The organism is Rhizobium lusitanum (genome assembly GCF_014189535.1).
In the GTDB taxonomy this organism is placed as follows: domain Bacteria; phylum Pseudomonadota; class Alphaproteobacteria; order Rhizobiales; family Rhizobiaceae; genus Rhizobium; species Rhizobium lusitanum_C.
In genome coordinates, this window is record NZ_CP050308.1 from 1,380,271 (window position 1) to 1,397,130 (window position 16,860).

Here is a 16,860-nt window from a genome sequence, read left to right on the forward strand (position 1 = left end):
GACCGGAGCGGTTCGTCGTTTTGAGAACCACACGGACGAACAATGGGGCGCTTGAGAGCGTCCGTTGTTCGTCGTGGGACTCATGCACTGGGCATGGACAGAGCTTCCGTTTCCGGAAGGACTTGGGCTAGACCACACCAAGTCGCGCCTTTTTCGACAGCGGCAACATAGCGCCTGACCGATCGATCGGCAAGAGAAGACGTTTTTGTCGAAAACCGCGTCGCGCCTTTCGACATCATCCCTTGATCCGCGCCATCTGCGGATCATAGAGCGGCTTCAGCGATACCTGACACGGCACGCGGCGCTGCGCGACATCAAGCTCGTAGCGGCCGCCAAGCACGAAATCCTCGGTAACGCCGTTGGGATCACGGACATAGCCATAGCCGATCGGCTTGCCGATCGTGTAGCCATAGCCGCCGCTCGACAGCCAGCCGACGCGCTGCCCGTCGCGATAGATCGTCTCGCGGCCGAGGAGCACCATCTCGGGGTCATCCGGCACGAAGCAGGCGAGCATCTTCTTTATCCCCGAGGCCAGTTGCCGTTCGATGGCCGCGCGGCCCCGGAAGGCGGTGCCCTTCTTCATCTTCACCGCCCAGGCAAGTCCTGCCTCCACCGGCGTGTGATCAGGGCCAATATCGGAGCCCCAGGCACGATAGCCTTTTTCCAGCCGGCAACTTTCGATAGCGCGGTAGCCGGCATTGACGAGACCATGATCGCGGCCGGCGGCCATCAGCGTGTCATAGACCGTGGTGGCATATTCCACTGGCACATGCAGCTCGTAGCCGAGCTCGCCGACATATGTGATGCGCAGCGCCCGGACCGGGCAACCATCGATGCCGATGGTCTTCACCCGGCCGAAGGGAAATGCAGTATTGGAAACATCGGCCGACGTCACCGCCTCCAGCACGGCGCGTGAATGCGGCCCCATCAGCGACAACACGGAATAGGCGGATGTGACGTCCACCAGCTCGGCATGCATCTCGGCCGGGATGTTGCGGGCGATCCAGTCGAAATCATGGGTGGCAAAGCCGGTGCCGGTGGTGATGTAGAACTCGTTCTCGGCGACACGCGCCACGGTGACATCGCATTCGATACCGCCCCGGTCGTTCAGCATTTGCGTATAGGTCAGCGCGCCCACAGGCTTGGCGACGTCGTTTGAAGCAATCCACGAGATCGCCGCCTCGGCATCGCGGCCCTTCAGTACGAATTTGGCAAAGGAGGTCTGGTCGAAAATGACGGCCGCCTCGCGCACCGCCTTGTGCTCACGTCCCACGGCATCGAACCAGTTCTGCCGTCCGTAGGTATAGACGTCATTCGGCTCTTCGCCGGTAAAGAGATCGGCGAACCAGTTCGGCCGTTCCCAGCCGAGCTTTTCGCCGAAACACGCGCCCTGCGCCTTCAGCCGGTCATAGAGCGGCGACTTGCGGCAGGGGCGGCCACTCGAATACTCCTCGAACGGCCAGGCCATGGTGTAGTGCTTGCCATAGGCTTCGAGTGTGCGGGTGCGGACCCAGTCGGTATCGAAGTGCGGACGGCCGAAGCGGCGGATATCGACCGGCCAGAGATCATAGGGCGGCTCGCCCTTCGCCACCCATTCGGCGAGCGCCATGCCCGCCCCGCCGGCCGAGGCTATGCCGAAGGCATTGAAACCGGCTCCGACGAAGAAGTTCTTCAGTTCCGGCGCCTCTCCGAGAATGAAATTGCCATCGGGCGTAAAACTCTCGGGGCCGTTCAGAAGCTGCTTCACGCCCGCCGTCTGCAGGCCCGGCACGCGCGCAAGCGCCTGCTCCATGATCTGCTCGAAATGGTCGAAATTGCTGTCGAGCAGCGTGTAATGAAAGTCGTTGGGAATGCCGTCGATCGCCCAGGGGACCGGGTTCGGCTCATAGCCGCCCATGACCAGCCCGCCGACCTCTTCCTTGTAGTAGGTCAGCCTGTCCGGGTCACGCAGCGTCGGCAGGTTCGAGGGAACGCCGAAGGATTCGGTGATGAGATATTGATGCTCGACGGAGACCAGCGGCACGTTGACGCCGAAGCGTGCCGCGAAAGCCCGCGTCCATTGCCCGGCGCAGACGACAACGCGCTCGCATTCGATGCGGCCCCTGTCGGTGATGACGGCGCGGATCCTGCCCTTGTCGATCTCGAGATCGAGAACTTCGGTATCCTCGAAAATCGAAACGCCAGCCATGCGGGCGCCCTTCGCCAGCGCCTGGGTAATATCGGAGGGATTGGCCTGTCCGTCGGTCGGCAGAAAGGCCGCGCCGACCAGATCGTCTATGTCCATCAGCGGCCAGAGATCGAAGGCTTCCTGTGGCGTCAGCAGGTGCATCTGCAGCCCGAAGGATTGCGCCGTCGTCGCCTGACGCTTGACCTCCGTCCAGCGCTCCTCATTGCAGGCAAGGCGCAGGCCACCATTCATCTTCCAGCCGGTGGCAAGACCCGTCTCGGCCTCCAGCCTCTTGTAGAGATCGACGGAATAGCCGAGCATCTGCGTGATATTGGCGCTGGTGCGCAACTGCCCGACGAGGCCGGCGGCGTGGAATGTCGTGCCCGAGGTCAGCTTCTTGCGCTCCAGCAGAACCGTGTCGGTCAGCCCAAGCTTGGCGAGGTGATAGGCCGTCGAGCAGCCGATAATGCCGCCGCCGATGACGACCGCCTTGGCTGTTTTGGGCAGTTCCTTCATCGCATCACCTCAAGAATTCCGGAATGATTGATAGGCGCGCTCAAACCGCGCCAGATTTTCGCTCGTATAGGCTGAATAATCGAAATCGATCTCGGAGTGGATTTCCGAGACCATGCTCCACATCGTCTCGCGCAATAGCGACGCGCATTTCATCGCCTGATAGCGCCGGCGCAGATCCTCGCTCACCGGCGCCTCGAAATAGGCTTCCAGCATCGCGGTTTCCTGGTCCTCGGAGAAATCATTGTTGGAAGCGAGACCGCCGAGATCGAAGAGCGGCGAGTTGAAACCGGCATAATCCCAATCGATCAACCAAAGCCGTTTGCCATCGTCGAGAAAATTGGCCGCCAGCAGGTCGTTATGGCCGAAGGCGATGTCGAAGGGGCCGGCCGCCTGTTCCAGCCGCGCGGCACTATCGAGGAAGGAAGGCAGCAATGACCGATGCCTGCTCCCTCCTTCCTCGAGAAGGGCGGCGTAGTCGCGTACGACATGGAAAACCCAGAAGATCGCGGCGGCACCGCGAAAATGCTGGGAAACATCTAGATGGCAGGAGCGGACGAGCGGCACGATGCGCGAAAGCATCGACGGATCGCGGATATCCTCGGCTGCAAGCGCCTTGCCGTCGATATAGTCGAGCACGAGTATCCCGGGCTCATGATGGATGACGGCGGGCGACAACCCGGCCGCATGCGCGGCTCTGCTCGCCGCCACCTCGTTGGTCCGGCTGATATGATGAACCGGAATATCGGTTCCGAGCCTGACGACGAAACGTCGCCCGCTATCCGTAACCAGATAATTACGATTGGTGATGCCGCCCACCAGCGGAGCGATCTCGATCGGCCCGTGCCAGATGCCAAGAGCCTGTATTCTGTCTTCGGGTGTTACGGCCATCCCTACCCCGGCGCGACGATTGCGCATCTCTTGGATGCAAGAGGTTCCCCACAAACGGAGGACTGTCAAGAACCGGCCACAAAATGAAACGGCCAAGAGGCTTTTTGTTGGGTTATGTCTGGAAGGAAGGTCTACCACATATTAACAGTAAGCTTCATCGTCAGCGGGATTTGGCTTAAAAATTGAATCTCGGGATGATTGCAAGACCGCTTGTCTTCGAGGCATTATCCCGCTCTAGATGTTCGCAGGCATGACCTCCTCCGCAAAGCCGCTTCCGGCGTTTTCGGATCATGCCCCAGATAGGATCGAAACCATGACGGGCATCTCGCAGACGCCGCTTCATTCGAACCATCGGGAACGCGAGATCCTGGAGGAGCTTCGGCTCGCCGGCGGCGCAAGCCGCATTCAGTTCCTCGCCGAGCGGCTGGATGTCTCGGAGGAAACCATCCGCCGCAATATCCGCAGCCTGGAGGCCCATGGCCTCGTCACCAAGGTTCACGGCGGCGTCCACATCAAGGACTCGATGATAGAGCCGCCGCTGCATTTCCGCATGAACGAAAATGCGGAGGCCAAACGCATCATCGCCGCCCGTGTCGCGACGATCATACAGGACGGCGACACGATCTTCCTCGATATCGGCTCCACTACCGCCTTCATCGCGGTCGCCCTGCAGAAGCACCAGAACCTGTTCGTTGTCACCAATGCCGTCGCCGTGGCGCATGCGCTGGCCGCCCGCAACGGCAACCGCATCTTCTTTGCCGGCGGCGAGTTGCGCAGCCATGACGGTGGTGCCTTCGGCGCGGAAGCGACCAGTTTCCTGCGCCGCTTCAATCTCCGTCATGCCATCCTGTCCGTCGGTGCCGTCAACGCCACCTCCGGCTTCATGCTGCACGATCTGGAGGAGGCCGAATATTCCCGCGAGGCGGCGCGGCGCGCCGAAAACCGCATCATCGTCGCCGACAGCGCCAAATTCGGCCGCAGCGCCCCCATCATCATCGACGATCCCGCCATCTACAGCATGATGGTCACCGACGACATGCCGCCGCCGGATATCCAGGCCATGCTCGAACGCAACGAGATCGACCTCGTGATCGCCGGCCAGCGCCGCGCGGAGTAGCGCTGAGCTGACCCGGCTACCCTAAGCCATTTCCATCGAAGGCGCGGCGATCACGGAATCTTCGGAAAACGCCGGCGAAATCCAGCGCGGCACGGCCGGACCGGCAAGATCGATAGTCAGGGAAAAGGGCCACCGGCAACCTTCCCACAGAGATGAAGGCAAGCGTGTAAGCCCGGAAGTCCAACGCCGATTTCCGTCCTCGACATAATGGAAGCCATCGACCAGCCGCTCGTCATCCGCTGAGATATGCCTGGCACCTGTCACGTCATCATCGATGACCAGCTTCGAGATGCAGACACCAAGCCGGCGGCCATCACCGGAGGAGCCGATCAGGTTTGGCGCACCCCATTCCGAGGCGAGCCACAGTTCGGACACCGAGGCCGGCACATGAAACTTCGCCCGCCAGTCGTCGATGACGGGATCGATGCGTTGTCCGTCGGCAACCAGATGCACATTGGCAAAGGGATCGTCGCTCAGGGCCCAGCCCAAATCGAGGGCGCGCGCGTGAAGCTGCATCCGAACGGCCTCGACGAGAAGCCCCTTTGAGACATAGGTTAGGCATCTAGCTCCACCGTTCTTCAGCAACTGGATCGAATCGTCCGTCGTCCGGGAAAAGAAAACGCGATTCCCATGGTCGATGTAACTCTCGGTCGGCAGTCCATTCGTCACAAGAATATCGTGCTCGTCCAGTTCGACATGCCAGTATGTCACCCTCTCACATTCGGCCTGGACAATTGTCGCTCCGTTCACAAGCGCCGAAGCGGGTATCAGAACGTCGGTCACGACGGTGGTGCGGATACCATGCGCCGGAGAAACAAAAAGGTCATGCGCAGGCTTGTTCGGCCCGAGGGCTCCAGCGGCAATCCGGATCGGCCAGCATGCGCTCGGATCTCGGGCATTGGCGCAATCCAGCTCAGCGCTTCCGATCCACCGGATGGGACGTTGTTGTGAGGATGCCGTGACGACGACGTCTCCAACCCGCAGCTCTTCGACGGGAATGTCTCCTCTCGTCGTTTGGATGAGCGTCCCCGTGACAAAACAAACGACGATCGTTCCGGTCGCGGCATCCAGTATAAACGTCGAAGGGTTGAGATTGGCCGCGAAGTTGAGCGTAAAATCACCGGCGGTTGTGACGAATGTCGCAATCTGACCGTCGACTGAAATGCTCGAGACTGCCCCTGGGCCGTTGTATGCGATGGTGGTCGCACCGGTACCTTGCTGATAGATAGTTCCGCCGAATTGCGTTGAAAAATTGAAGCGTGCGCCATCGGCCAGCGTAACCACTTGAGAGGAACCCGATCCGCCCCATTGATAGCTCCCCGCAACATATACCCAACCGACGGCAGAGGTTACTCCGCTGCCGGCTTCGAGGTAGGACAGGGCGCTAACGAAGATACCGCCGCCGCCGGTAATCGGTCCATCTATCTTTATCCAAGTTTGGCGGAAGCCGCCATAAATGCTGAGGGTGCTGGTGGGCGAAAGAAAAAGGCTGCCGATATCAGGCTGATGACCAAAATAAGGGGTAATGGTATCGCCGTTATCAACGACAATAGAATCTCCAAAGTCCGGAAGACCGTTCGGGGACCAATTGGCGGGATCTATCCAAATATTGTTGAGGTCGTGGTTTGTCCAAGTGTAGATTGCCATCGATATCCCCTCGGATCATGATGCCATCTGGAAAAGCCGCAAACGCGCCTAGCGGCTACCGGGTAAATGGTAGCATGCAACTCGCTTATTAGTCGAGTCTCATATATCAATAGTCTAGCTGTTCAACCCTTGCACATGGCTTCCAGCGTCAACGCCGCCTTGCTGGCATGGCGTTCCTTGTGGCGCAGCAGACGGAAGCTTCGGACAGGCAGGTCGAAGGCTGCTTGCACCAGCAAACCCTGTCCGAGATAGGCCCCGACCGCCGCACTGGAGATTGCTGCGGCACTCTGACCTGAGCAGACCGCCGACAGCACGGCCTCGTTCGACGGTAGGACCAGCGCGATACTGAGATCACGAGGCGAGGCGCCGAGCTTCGCGATGGCGTTTTCAAATTCCGATCGGGTGCCCGACCCTTCCTCGCGCATCACCCATGAGCTGCCCGTGGCAAGATCGGTTGCGGAAAGCGTCCGTCCGTCGGCCCAGGGGTGATCCGGCGGCACGACGATCACCAGCGCATCCTGCGCCACGACTTTCATCGACAGGGCCGGCACGTCCACCTCACCCTCGACGAAGCCCAGTTCGGCAGTGCCCTCGATCACCGCCTCGGTGACCGTGCGGGTATTGCCGATCGTCAGGTCGAGTTCGATACCGGGGTAATCACGATGGAACCGCATCAGCACGGGCGGCAGCCAGTAGCTGGCGATGGTCTGGCTTGCACATAGGCTGAGCCGGCCGCGCTGCAGGCCGCCGAGTTCGGAGAGCATGAGTTCGGCAGACCGCACACGCGCCAGCGTCGCCCTGGCCTCGCCGAGAAAGGTGCGGCCGGTCTCCGTCAACTCGATCCGACGGCCGACCCGATGAAACAGCTCGACGCCGTAATAGGCTTCGAGGTTCTTGATCGCCGAACTGACCGCCGACGGGGTCAGATGGATGGCCTCCGCCGCGTGCGTCAGATGCTCCCGCTCGGCGACGGCGACGAAAATGACGAGTTGCTCGAAGGTCATGGGAAATCATTCTAATTTATCGAACGAAACATAGGATAATATTCGATGGATGTCGACATCAGGAGGTGAGACTTTCCCGGCACAGCAATTCTTCACAACCGAATGACGGTGCTGCATGCCCCTTTTTCAACGAAGCGCGATCATCCTGCCCGGCCTCGCCCTCACCGGCGCCGTGGCGCTTCTTACCTATGCCGGCGAACGCCTCGAAATCGGCATCTTCGGTGGCAGGTGGATCGAGAGCATAGTGCTGGCCATTGCGCTCGGTATCGTCGTCTGCACCGTCACGCCGCTAAAGCCCACCTTCCGCCCCGGCATCGATTTCAGCGCCAAGATCCTGCTGGAAATCGCCATCGTCCTGCTGGGCGCCTCGATCAGCCTCTCAGCGATCGATCAGGCCGGTGTCTGGCTGATCGCCGGCATCGCCATCGTCGTCGTGCTGTCGATTGCCGCGACCTATGCCATCGGCCGGCTGCTTGGTCTGTCCCCGAAGCTCGCGACGCTGATCGCCTGCGGCAATTCCATTTGCGGCAACTCGGCCATCGTCGCCATCGCCCCGGTCATCGAGGCGGGCTCGGAAGAAACCGCTGCAGCCCTCGCCTTCACCGCCGTGCTCGGCATCGCCGCAGTCTTCTTGCTGCCGCTTCTCTATTTCCACGTCGGCATGAGCGTTGGGCAATATGGCGTACTGGCCGGCCTGACCGTCTATGCCGTGCCGCAGGTGCTTGCCGCCACCGCGCCTGTCGGTCTGCTGGCCGTGCAGACCGGCACGGTGGTCAAGCTCATCCGCGTGCTGATGCTCGGCCCGGTCATCTTCCTGCTCGGCATCATCACTAAGACCGAAACGGCTGCCACGGACGGCCATATGATCCATCACCGTTCGTTGGTCCCATGGTTCATCAGTGGCTTTCTGGGGCTGATGGCGCTGCGCTCCTTTGGCCTGATCCCGGATACGCTGGTTGCACCGATGGCACTGGTTTCGAACATACTGACGGTGATTGCCATGGCGGCGCTCGGCCTGTCGGTAAACATCCGCTCTGTCGCCCATGCCGGCGGCCGGGTGATCGCGGCAGCAACGCTGTCGCTGATGGCTCTCGGCATCATCAGCTACGCGCTGATCGCCGCGCTGCAGATCCACTAGCCCCGCCCTTGCCTCGGGTGGCACCGGATCTCCGCGCCGCAATCGACCCCTGAGCCGACAACAGCAGCGCGGCAATCTCATTGGCCGGCGAAGGATATCCGATCGCGTAGCCCTGAAGTCCGTCGCAGCCGGCCTGCGCCAGGAGCTGTGCATGTTCCTCGGTCTCCACGCCTTCCGCCATGACCTCGACACTAAGCGCCCTTGCGATCTCCACGATCGAGCCGACAAGGCGGCGCTGCTCGTCGGAGACGGTAATCGCCGTCACCAGTTGCCGGTCGATCTTCAGCCGTTTTGGTTTCAGCTTCACAAGCCCGATCAGCGAGGCGTGGCCGGAGCCGAAATCATCGATCTCGATATCGATATCCATCCTTTTGATCGCATCGACATTGGCGAGCACCCTGTCATCGGGATCGTCGAGGAAGATCGTCTCGATCAATTCGAAGACGATGGCATGGCGCGGTATGTTCAGCGTCTGCAACCGTTCGATCAGACCCGGATCAGCCAGGCGGCTTGCGGAAATATTGACGGAGATGCGTGGCGGCGTCAGGCCTTGTCCGACCCAGGCACCGCGGTCGGAGAGCGCACGATTGAGGATGGCCGCATCGATCTCAGCCGTCAGTCCGTATTCTTCGGCCACTTTCAGGAAGGCCGCGGGCGGCAATAGCCCCTTGCCCGGATGACGCCAGCGGGCCAGAGCCTCAAGCCCGACGATCCGCCGGCTGCGCGCATCCACCTGGATCTGATAGAAGGGCACGATTTCATTCCGCATCAGTGCCAGCCGCAACTCCTCCGCCAGCCGCCGCTCGGCCTGAAGATCGGATTGCAGTTTCGGTGTGAAAAACTCGACGCGATTGCGGCCAAGCTTCTTGGCCTGATAAAGCGCGATATCGGATTCCGCCAGCAGATTGCCGGCACCGTCGGCAACACTCCAGGCCGCACCGATCGAGGCACCCACCTGCAACAAGTCGTGACCGAAGCGTATGTCGCGCCGCAACCGCCACAGAATATCCTCGGCAATGGTTCCCACTTCGTCTGAAGTCGCGATATTGACCAGCACAGCGACGAACTCGTCGCCACCGACGCGGGCGACCATGTCACCGGCAGCGATCGCTCCCAGGATCCGCGCCGCCGCCGTTTGCAACGTCGTATCGCCGGCCGCATGGCCCCATTTGTCGTTGATCTGCTTGAAGCCGTCGAGATCGATATGGAGGATGGCCAGCGTCTCCACAGCCTGATCCGCACACAGCTCCGCGAGCCGGCGATCGAAGTAGCGGCGATTGGGAAGCCCTGTCAGATAATCGTGGTCGGCGGCATGCTCGACGCGCTCTCGGGTTTGCTCCAAAGCGATCGCGCGCGCTTCGGCAACCGCCTTCTGCTCGCTCAGCTCGCGGTTGAGCAGGACATCGGCGGTGACATCCCATTCCGCACCGATGAAAGATGGCGCGCCATCGGCCCCCTCGAAGAAATGAGCGCGCGAGCGCAGGTAACGAACAGCTCCGTTCGGCAGGACGATGCGAAATTGCGAATTGTAGAAGCCTTTCTCCGCAATGGCCGCGTCGAAGTCGGCGATGGCCTGTTCGACATCGTCGGGATGCAGGGCATTCAACCAGACTGCCGATGATACTTTGCGGTCGCGGAGGCCAGTCTGGTACAGCGTGTGCATCTGCAAATCCCAGAGGATCTCCTCCTCATTGAGATTATGCTCCCAGACCCCAATTTGCGACGTCTCCAGCGCCAGCTCCAGCCTCCTCAAGAGGTTCTGGAACTCCAGCTCGGATCGCCCTGATATCGCCTCTTCCACCGAGTTCGAACCCCCTCCGGACACATGGAAAGCTTACATAGTTTCGGCAGATATCCTGCCAGCACTCTCTTTAGCGATATTTAATAACCCCTCCATAGTTACGGGCTTTTGCCCGCAACCATCATCGGGATCGTTTTTTGGTTAATGATTGTGACGCGGCGGATTGGCCGCGAGATCGCGGAAATCGGCCGCCCCGTCAAGCACCGCACCGTCGGAAAGCTGCGTGACCGAGCGGCGGTAGATGCGCTGCCAGGGCGTCGCATCCGGCGGCACGGCGGGAATGCCGTCCCCCTTGCGCCGTTCAATCTCGGCCTCCTCCACCAGCATGTCGCAGAGACCCTGATTGAAGTCGATCCGGATGGTATCGCCGGTTCTCAGCCAGGCAAGCCCGCCGCCCGCCGCACTTTCCGGCGAGGCATTCAGGATCGACGGACTGTCGGCGGTGCCCGACTGGCGGCCGTCGCCGATCGTCGGCAAGCTGCGGATGCCGCGCTTCAGCAGCGCATCCGGCGGCTGCATGTTGACGACTTCGGCCGAACCCGGCCAGCCGATCGGTCCGGCGCCGCGAATGACGAGAATGGTATTCTCGTCGATACCGAGTTCCGCATCGTTGATGCGCTTGTGATAATCCTCCGAGCCGTCGAAGACCACCGCCCTGCCCTCGAACACGCCCTCGCGGCCAGGCTCCAGCAGATAGCGGCTGCGGAAATCCTCCGACACGACGCTCATCTTCATGATGGCGAAGTCGAAGAGATTACCCTTCAGCACCAGGAAGCCCGCCCGCTCCTTGAGTGGCTGCGCAAAGGGGAGGATGACCTCGCGATCCGTCGCCTCACGACCCTTCAAGTTCTCCGCCATGGTCTTGCCGGTCACCGTCGGACAGTCGCCATCGAGTTTGCCGACCTGCAGCAGTTCCCACATGATGGCCGGCACGCCGCCGGCGCGATGGAAGCGCTCGCCGAGATAGGCACCGGCCGGCTGTACATTGGCAAGCAGCGGAATGTCGAAGCCATGCACCTGCCAGTCCTCGGGATGAAGCTCGACGCCTGCATGCTTGGCCATGGCCGCCAGATGCGGCTGGGCATTGGTTGAACCGCCGATGGCCGAATTGACGCGGATGGCGTTGAGAAAGGCCCGCCGGGTCAGCACGTCGGACGGCTTGATATTTTCGAGCACCAGTTCGACGGCGCGCCGCCCGGTACGATAGGCCATCTGCCCGCGTTCGCGATAGGCGCCGGGGATGGCGGCACAGCCGGTGAGCGACATGCCGAGCGCTTCGGCCATGGCATTCATGGTCGAGGCCGTACCCATGGTGTTGCAGTGACCGATCGAGGGCGCCGAGGCGAGCGACGCCTCCATGAATTCCTCTTCGTCGATCTCGCCGGCCGCGAGCTTGCGGCGCGAACGCCAGATCACCGTGCCGGACCCGGCCAGCTCACCATCATGCCAGCCATCGAGCATCGGTCCGCCGGAAAGCACGATCGCCGGAATATTGACGGTCGACGCCGCCATCAGCGCCGATGGCGTGGTCTTGTCGCAGCCGGTCGTCAGTACGACGCCATCGAGCGGATAGCCGTAGAGCACCTCGACGAGACCGAGATAGGCGAGGTTGCGATCTAGTGCCGCGGTCGGGCGCTTGCAGTTCTCGAAGATCGGATGGGTCGGGAACTCAATCGGAATGCCGCCAGCATCGCGAATGCCGTCGCGGACACGCTTGGCAAGATCGATGTGATGACGGTTGCAGGGTGTCAGGTCACTGCCGCTCTGGGCGATGCCGATGACGGGCTTGCCGGAACGTAGCTCCTCCGGCGTGATGCCGTAATTCATGAAGCGCTCGAGATAGAGCGCGGTCATGTCGATATGATCGGGATTGTCGAACCAGTCCTGCGAGCGCAGACGGCGTTTGGATGGACTGTTGTCGCTCATGTCTTTCTCAAGCCTTTCCTCGGCCATTCTTGTCTTCCAGATGCAGCAACAGGCCGCTGTGATCGCTCTCCGCGCCGCCATTCTCGACGAATTCGGCAAATTCCGTCCTGACGGTTTCGGTCAGCGGCAGATGAAGAGACAAGCTTCGGGCAGCGGCCAGAACCGCATCGAGATCCTTCAACTGGTTGCGCGAGGTCCCGCCGGGCTCGAAATTGCGGTCGATCATGCGCTGTCCGTGCAGCTCGAGAATCCGGCTTTCGGCAAAGCCGCCGCGAATGGCGGCACGGAAAGCCTCGCGCGAACCGCCGCCGGCCTCCACCAGCAGCATGGCCTCGGCGATGGCGCCGATGGTGACGGCGACGATCTGCTGGTTGCCGAGCTTGGCGAGCTGGCCGGTGCCGCTCGGTCCGACATGAGTAACGCGGCCAAGCGGGGCAAACACATCCCGGACACTATCGATGACATCAGCGTCGCCGCCTGCCATGATCGCCAGCGTCCCAGCCGCCGCGCCTACCACACCGCCGGAAACGGGCGCATCGATATGGCGAAAGCCGCGCTCGGCGAGTTTCGCCGCATGCTCGCGGGCGATCGGCGGCGCGATCGAGCTGTTGTCGATGACAACGGCTCCGGGCGCCAGCGCGTCCATCACTCCACTCCCGAACAGGACCTCGCTCACCGCGCCACCATTGGTCAGCATGGTGAAAAGCACCGACGCCCCCTTGGCCGCCTCCGCCGCCGTCGCGGCAACGGTCGCTCCGTCAGCCGCCAGTGCATCCGCCTTGCTAAGGTCGCGGTTCCAGACGGTGACGGCGAAGCCGGCGCCAAGCAAGCGCCGCACCATCGGAGCACCCATCAATCCGGTCCCGAGGAAAACGATCTTCCGACCGGTCATGGCAGCTGCCCTCCCAGCTCGTTCTCGATATGCGTGGACAGACCCCTCGCGCGCACCGTGACCTTACCGTTGAAGCCTTTCGGCTGTGGCGGCTCGATCACGTCGACCAGCGTCAGCCCCGTGATCTCACGGCCACCGAGCCCACCATCGGCCACCAGCTTTCGGCCGATCATACCGGCTGCTCCGATAATGGCGATATGCATGCATCCTCCTCGCAATGACGCGCATCGGGACAGCTCCTCCGGCCCGATGTACGTCAGTCAATATGCCTATGTGCTTGATAAACCCATGGCGTCCGCATGCAAACAAAATTGGCGGACGGGCGGTAAAATCTTCGAAAGACAGATTGGCCTGAATGGAAAATATCGAAGCGTCGCAAGAACGAAAAAAGGCGGGACCTTGCGGTCCCGCCCATGACATATCGGGCACTGGGGGTGCTACCCGACATGGCAGTCCTATTCGGCGGCGATAGGGAGAGCCTCCGCCGAATGGTTGTTGTCGTTGCTATGATGCTGCTTCAGCGGACGGTTGCCGCCTATCCTGCGAATCATCACGTAGAAGACCGGCGTCATGAAAATGCCGAAGAAGGTGACGCCGATCATGCCGGCAAACACCGCGACACCCATGGCGGCGCGCATCTCGGCACCGGCACCGGTCGAGGTGACCAGTGGCACGACACCCATGATGAAGGCCATGGAGGTCATCAGGATCGGGCGCAGACGCAGGCGGCTGGACTCGATGGCGGCCTGGACCGGCGTGCGGCCCTCGAATTCCAGCTCGCGGGCGAATTCCACGATCAGGATCGCGTTCTTCGCCGACAAGCCCACCAACACCATCAAGCCGATCTGCGTGAAGATGTTGTTGTCGCCCCCCGTCAGCCAGACACCCGTCAGGGCGGCGAGCACACCCATCGGCACGATCATGACGATCGCAAGCGGCAGGGTGACGCTTTCATACTGGGCGGCCAGCACGAGGTAGACGAGCAGCAGGGCCAGCGGGAAGATCAGGAAGCCAGAGCTGCCGGCCAGGATCTGCTGATAGGTCAGATCGGTCCATTCGTAACCGATGCCCTTGGGCAGGGTTTCGTTGGCGATGCGCTCCACGGCAGCCTGGGCCTGGCCGGACGAGAAGCCCGGAGCCGGACCGCCGTTGATATCGGCGGCAAGGAAGCCGTTGTAACGCGTCGTCCGTTCAGGACCGGTGCTGGCCTCGACCTTGAGCAACGCCGACAGCGGGATCATCTGGCCCGATGCCGAACGAACCTTCAACTGGCCAATGTCGCTGGCATGCGAGCGGAACTTGGCATCCGCCTGCACACGCACGCTGTAGGTACGGCCGAAGGCGTTGAAGTCGTTGACATAGAGCGAACCCAGATAGATCTGCAGCGTGTCGAAGACATCGGTCACCGAGACACCCAGCTGCTCAGCCTTGGCGCGATCGAGATCGGCGAAGAGCTGCGGCACGTTGATCTGGTAGCTCGAGAAGATGCCGGCGAGCTCCGGCGTCTGATAGGCCTTGGCAAGGAACGCCTTGTTGGCCTCGTCAAGCGCCTGGTAACCGAGACCGGCGCGGTCCTCGATCTGCAGCTTGAAGCCGCCGGTCGTGCCGAGACCCTGGACGGGCGGCGGCGGGAACATGGCGATGAAGGCATCCTGGATGCCGGCAAACTTCTGGTTCAGCTGCATGGCGATGGCACCGCCCGACAGGTTCGGCGTCGTGCGCTCCTCGAACCCCTTCAAGGTCACGAAGACGATGCCGGCGTTGGAGGAGTTGGTGAAGCCGTTGATCGACAGGCCAGGGAAAGCGATGGCATGTTCGACGCCCGGCTGCTCGAGGGCAATCTTGCTCATCCGCTGGATGACGTCATCCGTACGGTCGAGGGTCGCACCATCAGGCAGCTGCGCGAAACCGATCAGGTACTGCTTGTCCTGCTGCGGCACGAAACCGCCGGGCACGGTCTGGAACAGGAAGTATGTCGCCCCGATCAGGGCGAGATAGACCAACATGACCAGGCTCTTTAGCGACAGGATGCCGCCGACGCCCTTGCCGTAAGCATTCGAACTGCGGTTAAACACCTTGTTGAAACCGCGGAAGAACCAGCCGAACGCCGCGTCCATCACCCGCGTCAGCATATCCTTCGGCGCATGATGGTCCTTCAGGAGAAGGGCCGCCAGAGCCGGAGACAGCGTCAACGAGTTGAAGGCGGAAATGACCGTCGAAATCGCGATCGTCAGGGCGAACTGACGATAGAACTCGCCCGACAGGCCCGAGATGAAGGCAAGCGGCACGAAGACGGCGACCAGCACCAGCGCGATCGCGATGATCGGGCCGGACACTTCCTTCATGGCGCGATAGGTCGCGTCGCGCGGACTTAGGCCGTTTTCGATATTACGCTCGACGTTTTCGACGACCACGATGGCGTCGTCCACGACGATACCGATCGCCAGCACCAGGCCGAAGAGGCTGAGCGCGTTGATCGAGAAGCCGAAGACATACATCACGGCAAAAGTGCCGATAATCGAGACGGGAACGGCGATGAGCGGAATGATCGAGGCACGCCATGTCTGCAGGAACAGAATGACGACGACGACCACCAGCGCGATGGCTTCGAGCAGGGTGTGAACGACCTTGTCGATCGAGGCGCGCACGAACTGCGTGGTATCGTAGACGATCTCATACTTGACGCCGTCAGGCATCGCGGCCTGCAACTCGTTCATTGTCTTGACGACATCGTCCGAGATCGTGATGGCATTGGAGCCCGGAGCCTGGAAAACAGGAACGGCCACCGCCGGCTTGCCGTCGAGCAGCGAACGCAACGAATAGTCGGCGGCGCCGAGTTCGATGCGTGCGACGTCATGCAGGCGCGTGATCTCGCCGTTGGTCCCGCTTTTGACGATGATATTGCCGAACTCCTCCGGCGTCGTCAGGCGGCCTTGTGCGTTGACGTTGAGCTGCACGTCGATGCCGGGAACACTGGGCGATGCGCCGATAATGCCGGCCGCCGCCTGGATGTTCTGCTGGCGGATGGCATTGGCGATATCGCTTGCGGCAAGGCCGCGCTCCGCGGACTTCTGCGGATCGACCCAGACACGCATGGAATAATCGCCCGATCCGAACACGCGAACCTGGCCGACGCCCTCGATGCGGGCGAGCCGGTCCTTGATGTTCAAGGTCGCGTAGTTGCGCAGATAGGTGATGTCGTAGCGGTTGTCCGGAGAGATGAGGTTGACCACCATCATCAGGTCCGGCGAGCTCTTGACCGTGGTGATGCCGAGATCGCGGACGTTCTGCGGCAAGCGCGGCTCGGCCTGGGAGACCCGGTTCTGCACCAGCTGCTGCGCCTTGTCCGGATCGGTGCCGAGCTTGAAGGTGACCGTCAGCGTCATCAGTCCATCGGATGTCGCCTGGCTGTTCATATAGAGCATGCCTTCGACACCGTTGATCTGCTCTTCGATCGGTGTCGCCACGGTTTCGGCGATGACTTTGGGGTTTGCGCCGGGATATTGCGCGGTGACGACGATCGACGGCGGCACGACTTCCGGATATTCAGAAATCGGCAACAGCCGAAGACCGATCAGGCCGGCGACCACGATGAGGACCGATAGCACTCCGGCAAACACCGGACGGTCGACGAAAAATCTTGAGATGTTCATGGCAGAACCCTCTCCAGGGGTGAATGTAAAAGGACACGAAGTCCGGGCCCGTCCGCGATGTGCGCCACGAGCATTCCGAAATCAAAACATTGAGACGACCGCCGGGAGAAC

General features: G+C 61.5%; 10 protein-coding genes and 1 pseudogene. 2 read left to right on the forward strand and 9 right to left on the reverse strand.

From position 1 onward, the window contains the following. Positions 1-235 precede the first annotated feature (235 nt). A complete protein-coding gene (locus HB780_RS20450; RefSeq protein ID WP_183695715.1) occupies positions 236-2,683 on the reverse strand; it encodes a GcvT family protein in 2,448 nt (815 codons plus the stop codon). Positions 2,684-2,692: 9 nt separating this feature from the next. After that, the gene (locus HB780_RS20455; RefSeq protein ID WP_183695742.1) at positions 2,693-3,571 is read right to left on the reverse strand and encodes a choline kinase family protein; all 879 of its coding nucleotides are present in this window, start codon (positions 3,569-3,571) and stop codon (positions 2,693-2,695) included. A 313-nt stretch (positions 3,572-3,884) separates the two neighbouring features. Here HB780_RS20455 and HB780_RS20460 point away from each other — a divergent pair, with 313 nt between their 5' ends. Then, complete coding sequence (locus tag HB780_RS20460; protein WP_183695745.1) at positions 3,885-4,688, forward strand: DeoR/GlpR family DNA-binding transcription regulator; 804 nt, start codon at positions 3,885-3,887, stop codon at positions 4,686-4,688. A 21-nt stretch (positions 4,689-4,709) separates the two neighbouring features. On the opposite strand, the gene HB780_RS20465 is transcribed toward HB780_RS20460, so the two are convergent. Next, positions 4,710-6,335, reverse strand: a complete 1,626-nt coding sequence (locus tag HB780_RS20465) for a Hint domain-containing protein (protein ID WP_183695748.1) — start codon at positions 6,333-6,335, stop codon at positions 4,710-4,712. Positions 6,336-6,457: 122 nt separating this feature from the next. Beyond that, positions 6,458-7,339, reverse strand: coding sequence for a LysR substrate-binding domain-containing protein (locus tag HB780_RS20470; protein WP_183695751.1), 882 nt, complete (start codon positions 7,337-7,339; stop codon positions 6,458-6,460). Positions 7,340-7,454: 115 nt separating this feature from the next. Here HB780_RS20470 and HB780_RS20475 point away from each other — a divergent pair, with 115 nt between their 5' ends. After that, positions 7,455-8,477 carry a YeiH family protein gene (locus tag HB780_RS20475; RefSeq protein WP_183695754.1) on the forward strand — a complete coding sequence of 341 codons (1,023 nt, stop codon included), beginning with the start codon at positions 7,455-7,457 and terminating at the stop codon, positions 8,475-8,477. Here HB780_RS20475 and HB780_RS20480 read toward each other — a convergent pair. From HB780_RS20480 to HB780_RS20500, 5 genes and pseudogenes are all read right to left on the reverse strand, one after another. Next, positions 8,440-10,278, reverse strand: coding sequence for a putative bifunctional diguanylate cyclase/phosphodiesterase (locus HB780_RS20480; RefSeq protein ID WP_183695757.1), 1,839 nt, complete (start codon positions 10,276-10,278; stop codon positions 8,440-8,442). The two genes, HB780_RS20475 and HB780_RS20480, sit on opposite strands and share 38 nt — an antisense overlap. 141 nt (positions 10,279-10,419) lie before the next feature. Beyond that, complete coding sequence (locus tag HB780_RS20485; RefSeq protein ID WP_183695760.1) at positions 10,420-12,204, reverse strand: IlvD/Edd family dehydratase; 1,785 nt, start codon at positions 12,202-12,204, stop codon at positions 10,420-10,422. Between the two features lie 7 nt (positions 12,205-12,211). Next, positions 12,212-13,096 carry an NAD(P)-dependent oxidoreductase gene (locus tag HB780_RS20490; RefSeq protein ID WP_183695763.1) on the reverse strand — a complete coding sequence of 295 codons (885 nt, stop codon included), beginning with the start codon at positions 13,094-13,096 and terminating at the stop codon, positions 12,212-12,214. A gap of 35 nt (positions 13,097-13,131) precedes the next feature. Further along, a pseudogene (locus HB780_RS20495) lies at positions 13,132-13,299 on the reverse strand (D-erythronate dehydrogenase); the annotation flags it as partial. A gap of 252 nt (positions 13,300-13,551) precedes the next feature. Further along, entirely contained in the window at positions 13,552-16,749 is a 3,198-nt protein-coding gene (locus HB780_RS20500; RefSeq protein ID WP_183695766.1) for an efflux RND transporter permease subunit, read from the reverse strand. Positions 16,750-16,860 lie beyond the last annotated feature (111 nt).

What these genes read in the sequence shown, in the direction of transcription:
- HB780_RS20450 (WP_183695715.1), bottom strand. Translation starts at nt 2,683, where the DNA reads ATGAAGGAACTGCCCAAAACAGCCAAGGCGGTCGTCATCGGCGGCGGC.
- HB780_RS20455 (WP_183695742.1), bottom strand. Translation starts at nt 3,571, where the DNA reads ATGGCCGTAACACCCGAAGACAGAATACAGGCTCTTGGCATCTGGCAC.
- HB780_RS20460 (WP_183695745.1), top strand. Translation starts at nt 3,885, where the DNA reads ATGACGGGCATCTCGCAGACGCCGCTTCATTCGAACCATCGGGAACGC.
- HB780_RS20465 (WP_183695748.1), bottom strand. Translation starts at nt 6,335, where the DNA reads ATGGCAATCTACACTTGGACAAACCACGACCTCAACAATATTTGGATA.
- HB780_RS20470 (WP_183695751.1), bottom strand. Translation starts at nt 7,339, where the DNA reads ATGACCTTCGAGCAACTCGTCATTTTCGTCGCCGTCGCCGAGCGGGAG.
- HB780_RS20475 (WP_183695754.1), top strand. Translation starts at nt 7,455, where the DNA reads ATGCCCCTTTTTCAACGAAGCGCGATCATCCTGCCCGGCCTCGCCCTC.
- HB780_RS20485 (WP_183695760.1), bottom strand. Translation starts at nt 12,204, where the DNA reads ATGAGCGACAACAGTCCATCCAAACGCCGTCTGCGCTCGCAGGACTGG.
- HB780_RS20490 (WP_183695763.1), bottom strand. Translation starts at nt 13,096, where the DNA reads ATGACCGGTCGGAAGATCGTTTTCCTCGGGACCGGATTGATGGGTGCT.
- HB780_RS20500 (WP_183695766.1), bottom strand. Translation starts at nt 16,749, where the DNA reads ATGAACATCTCAAGATTTTTCGTCGACCGTCCGGTGTTTGCCGGAGTG.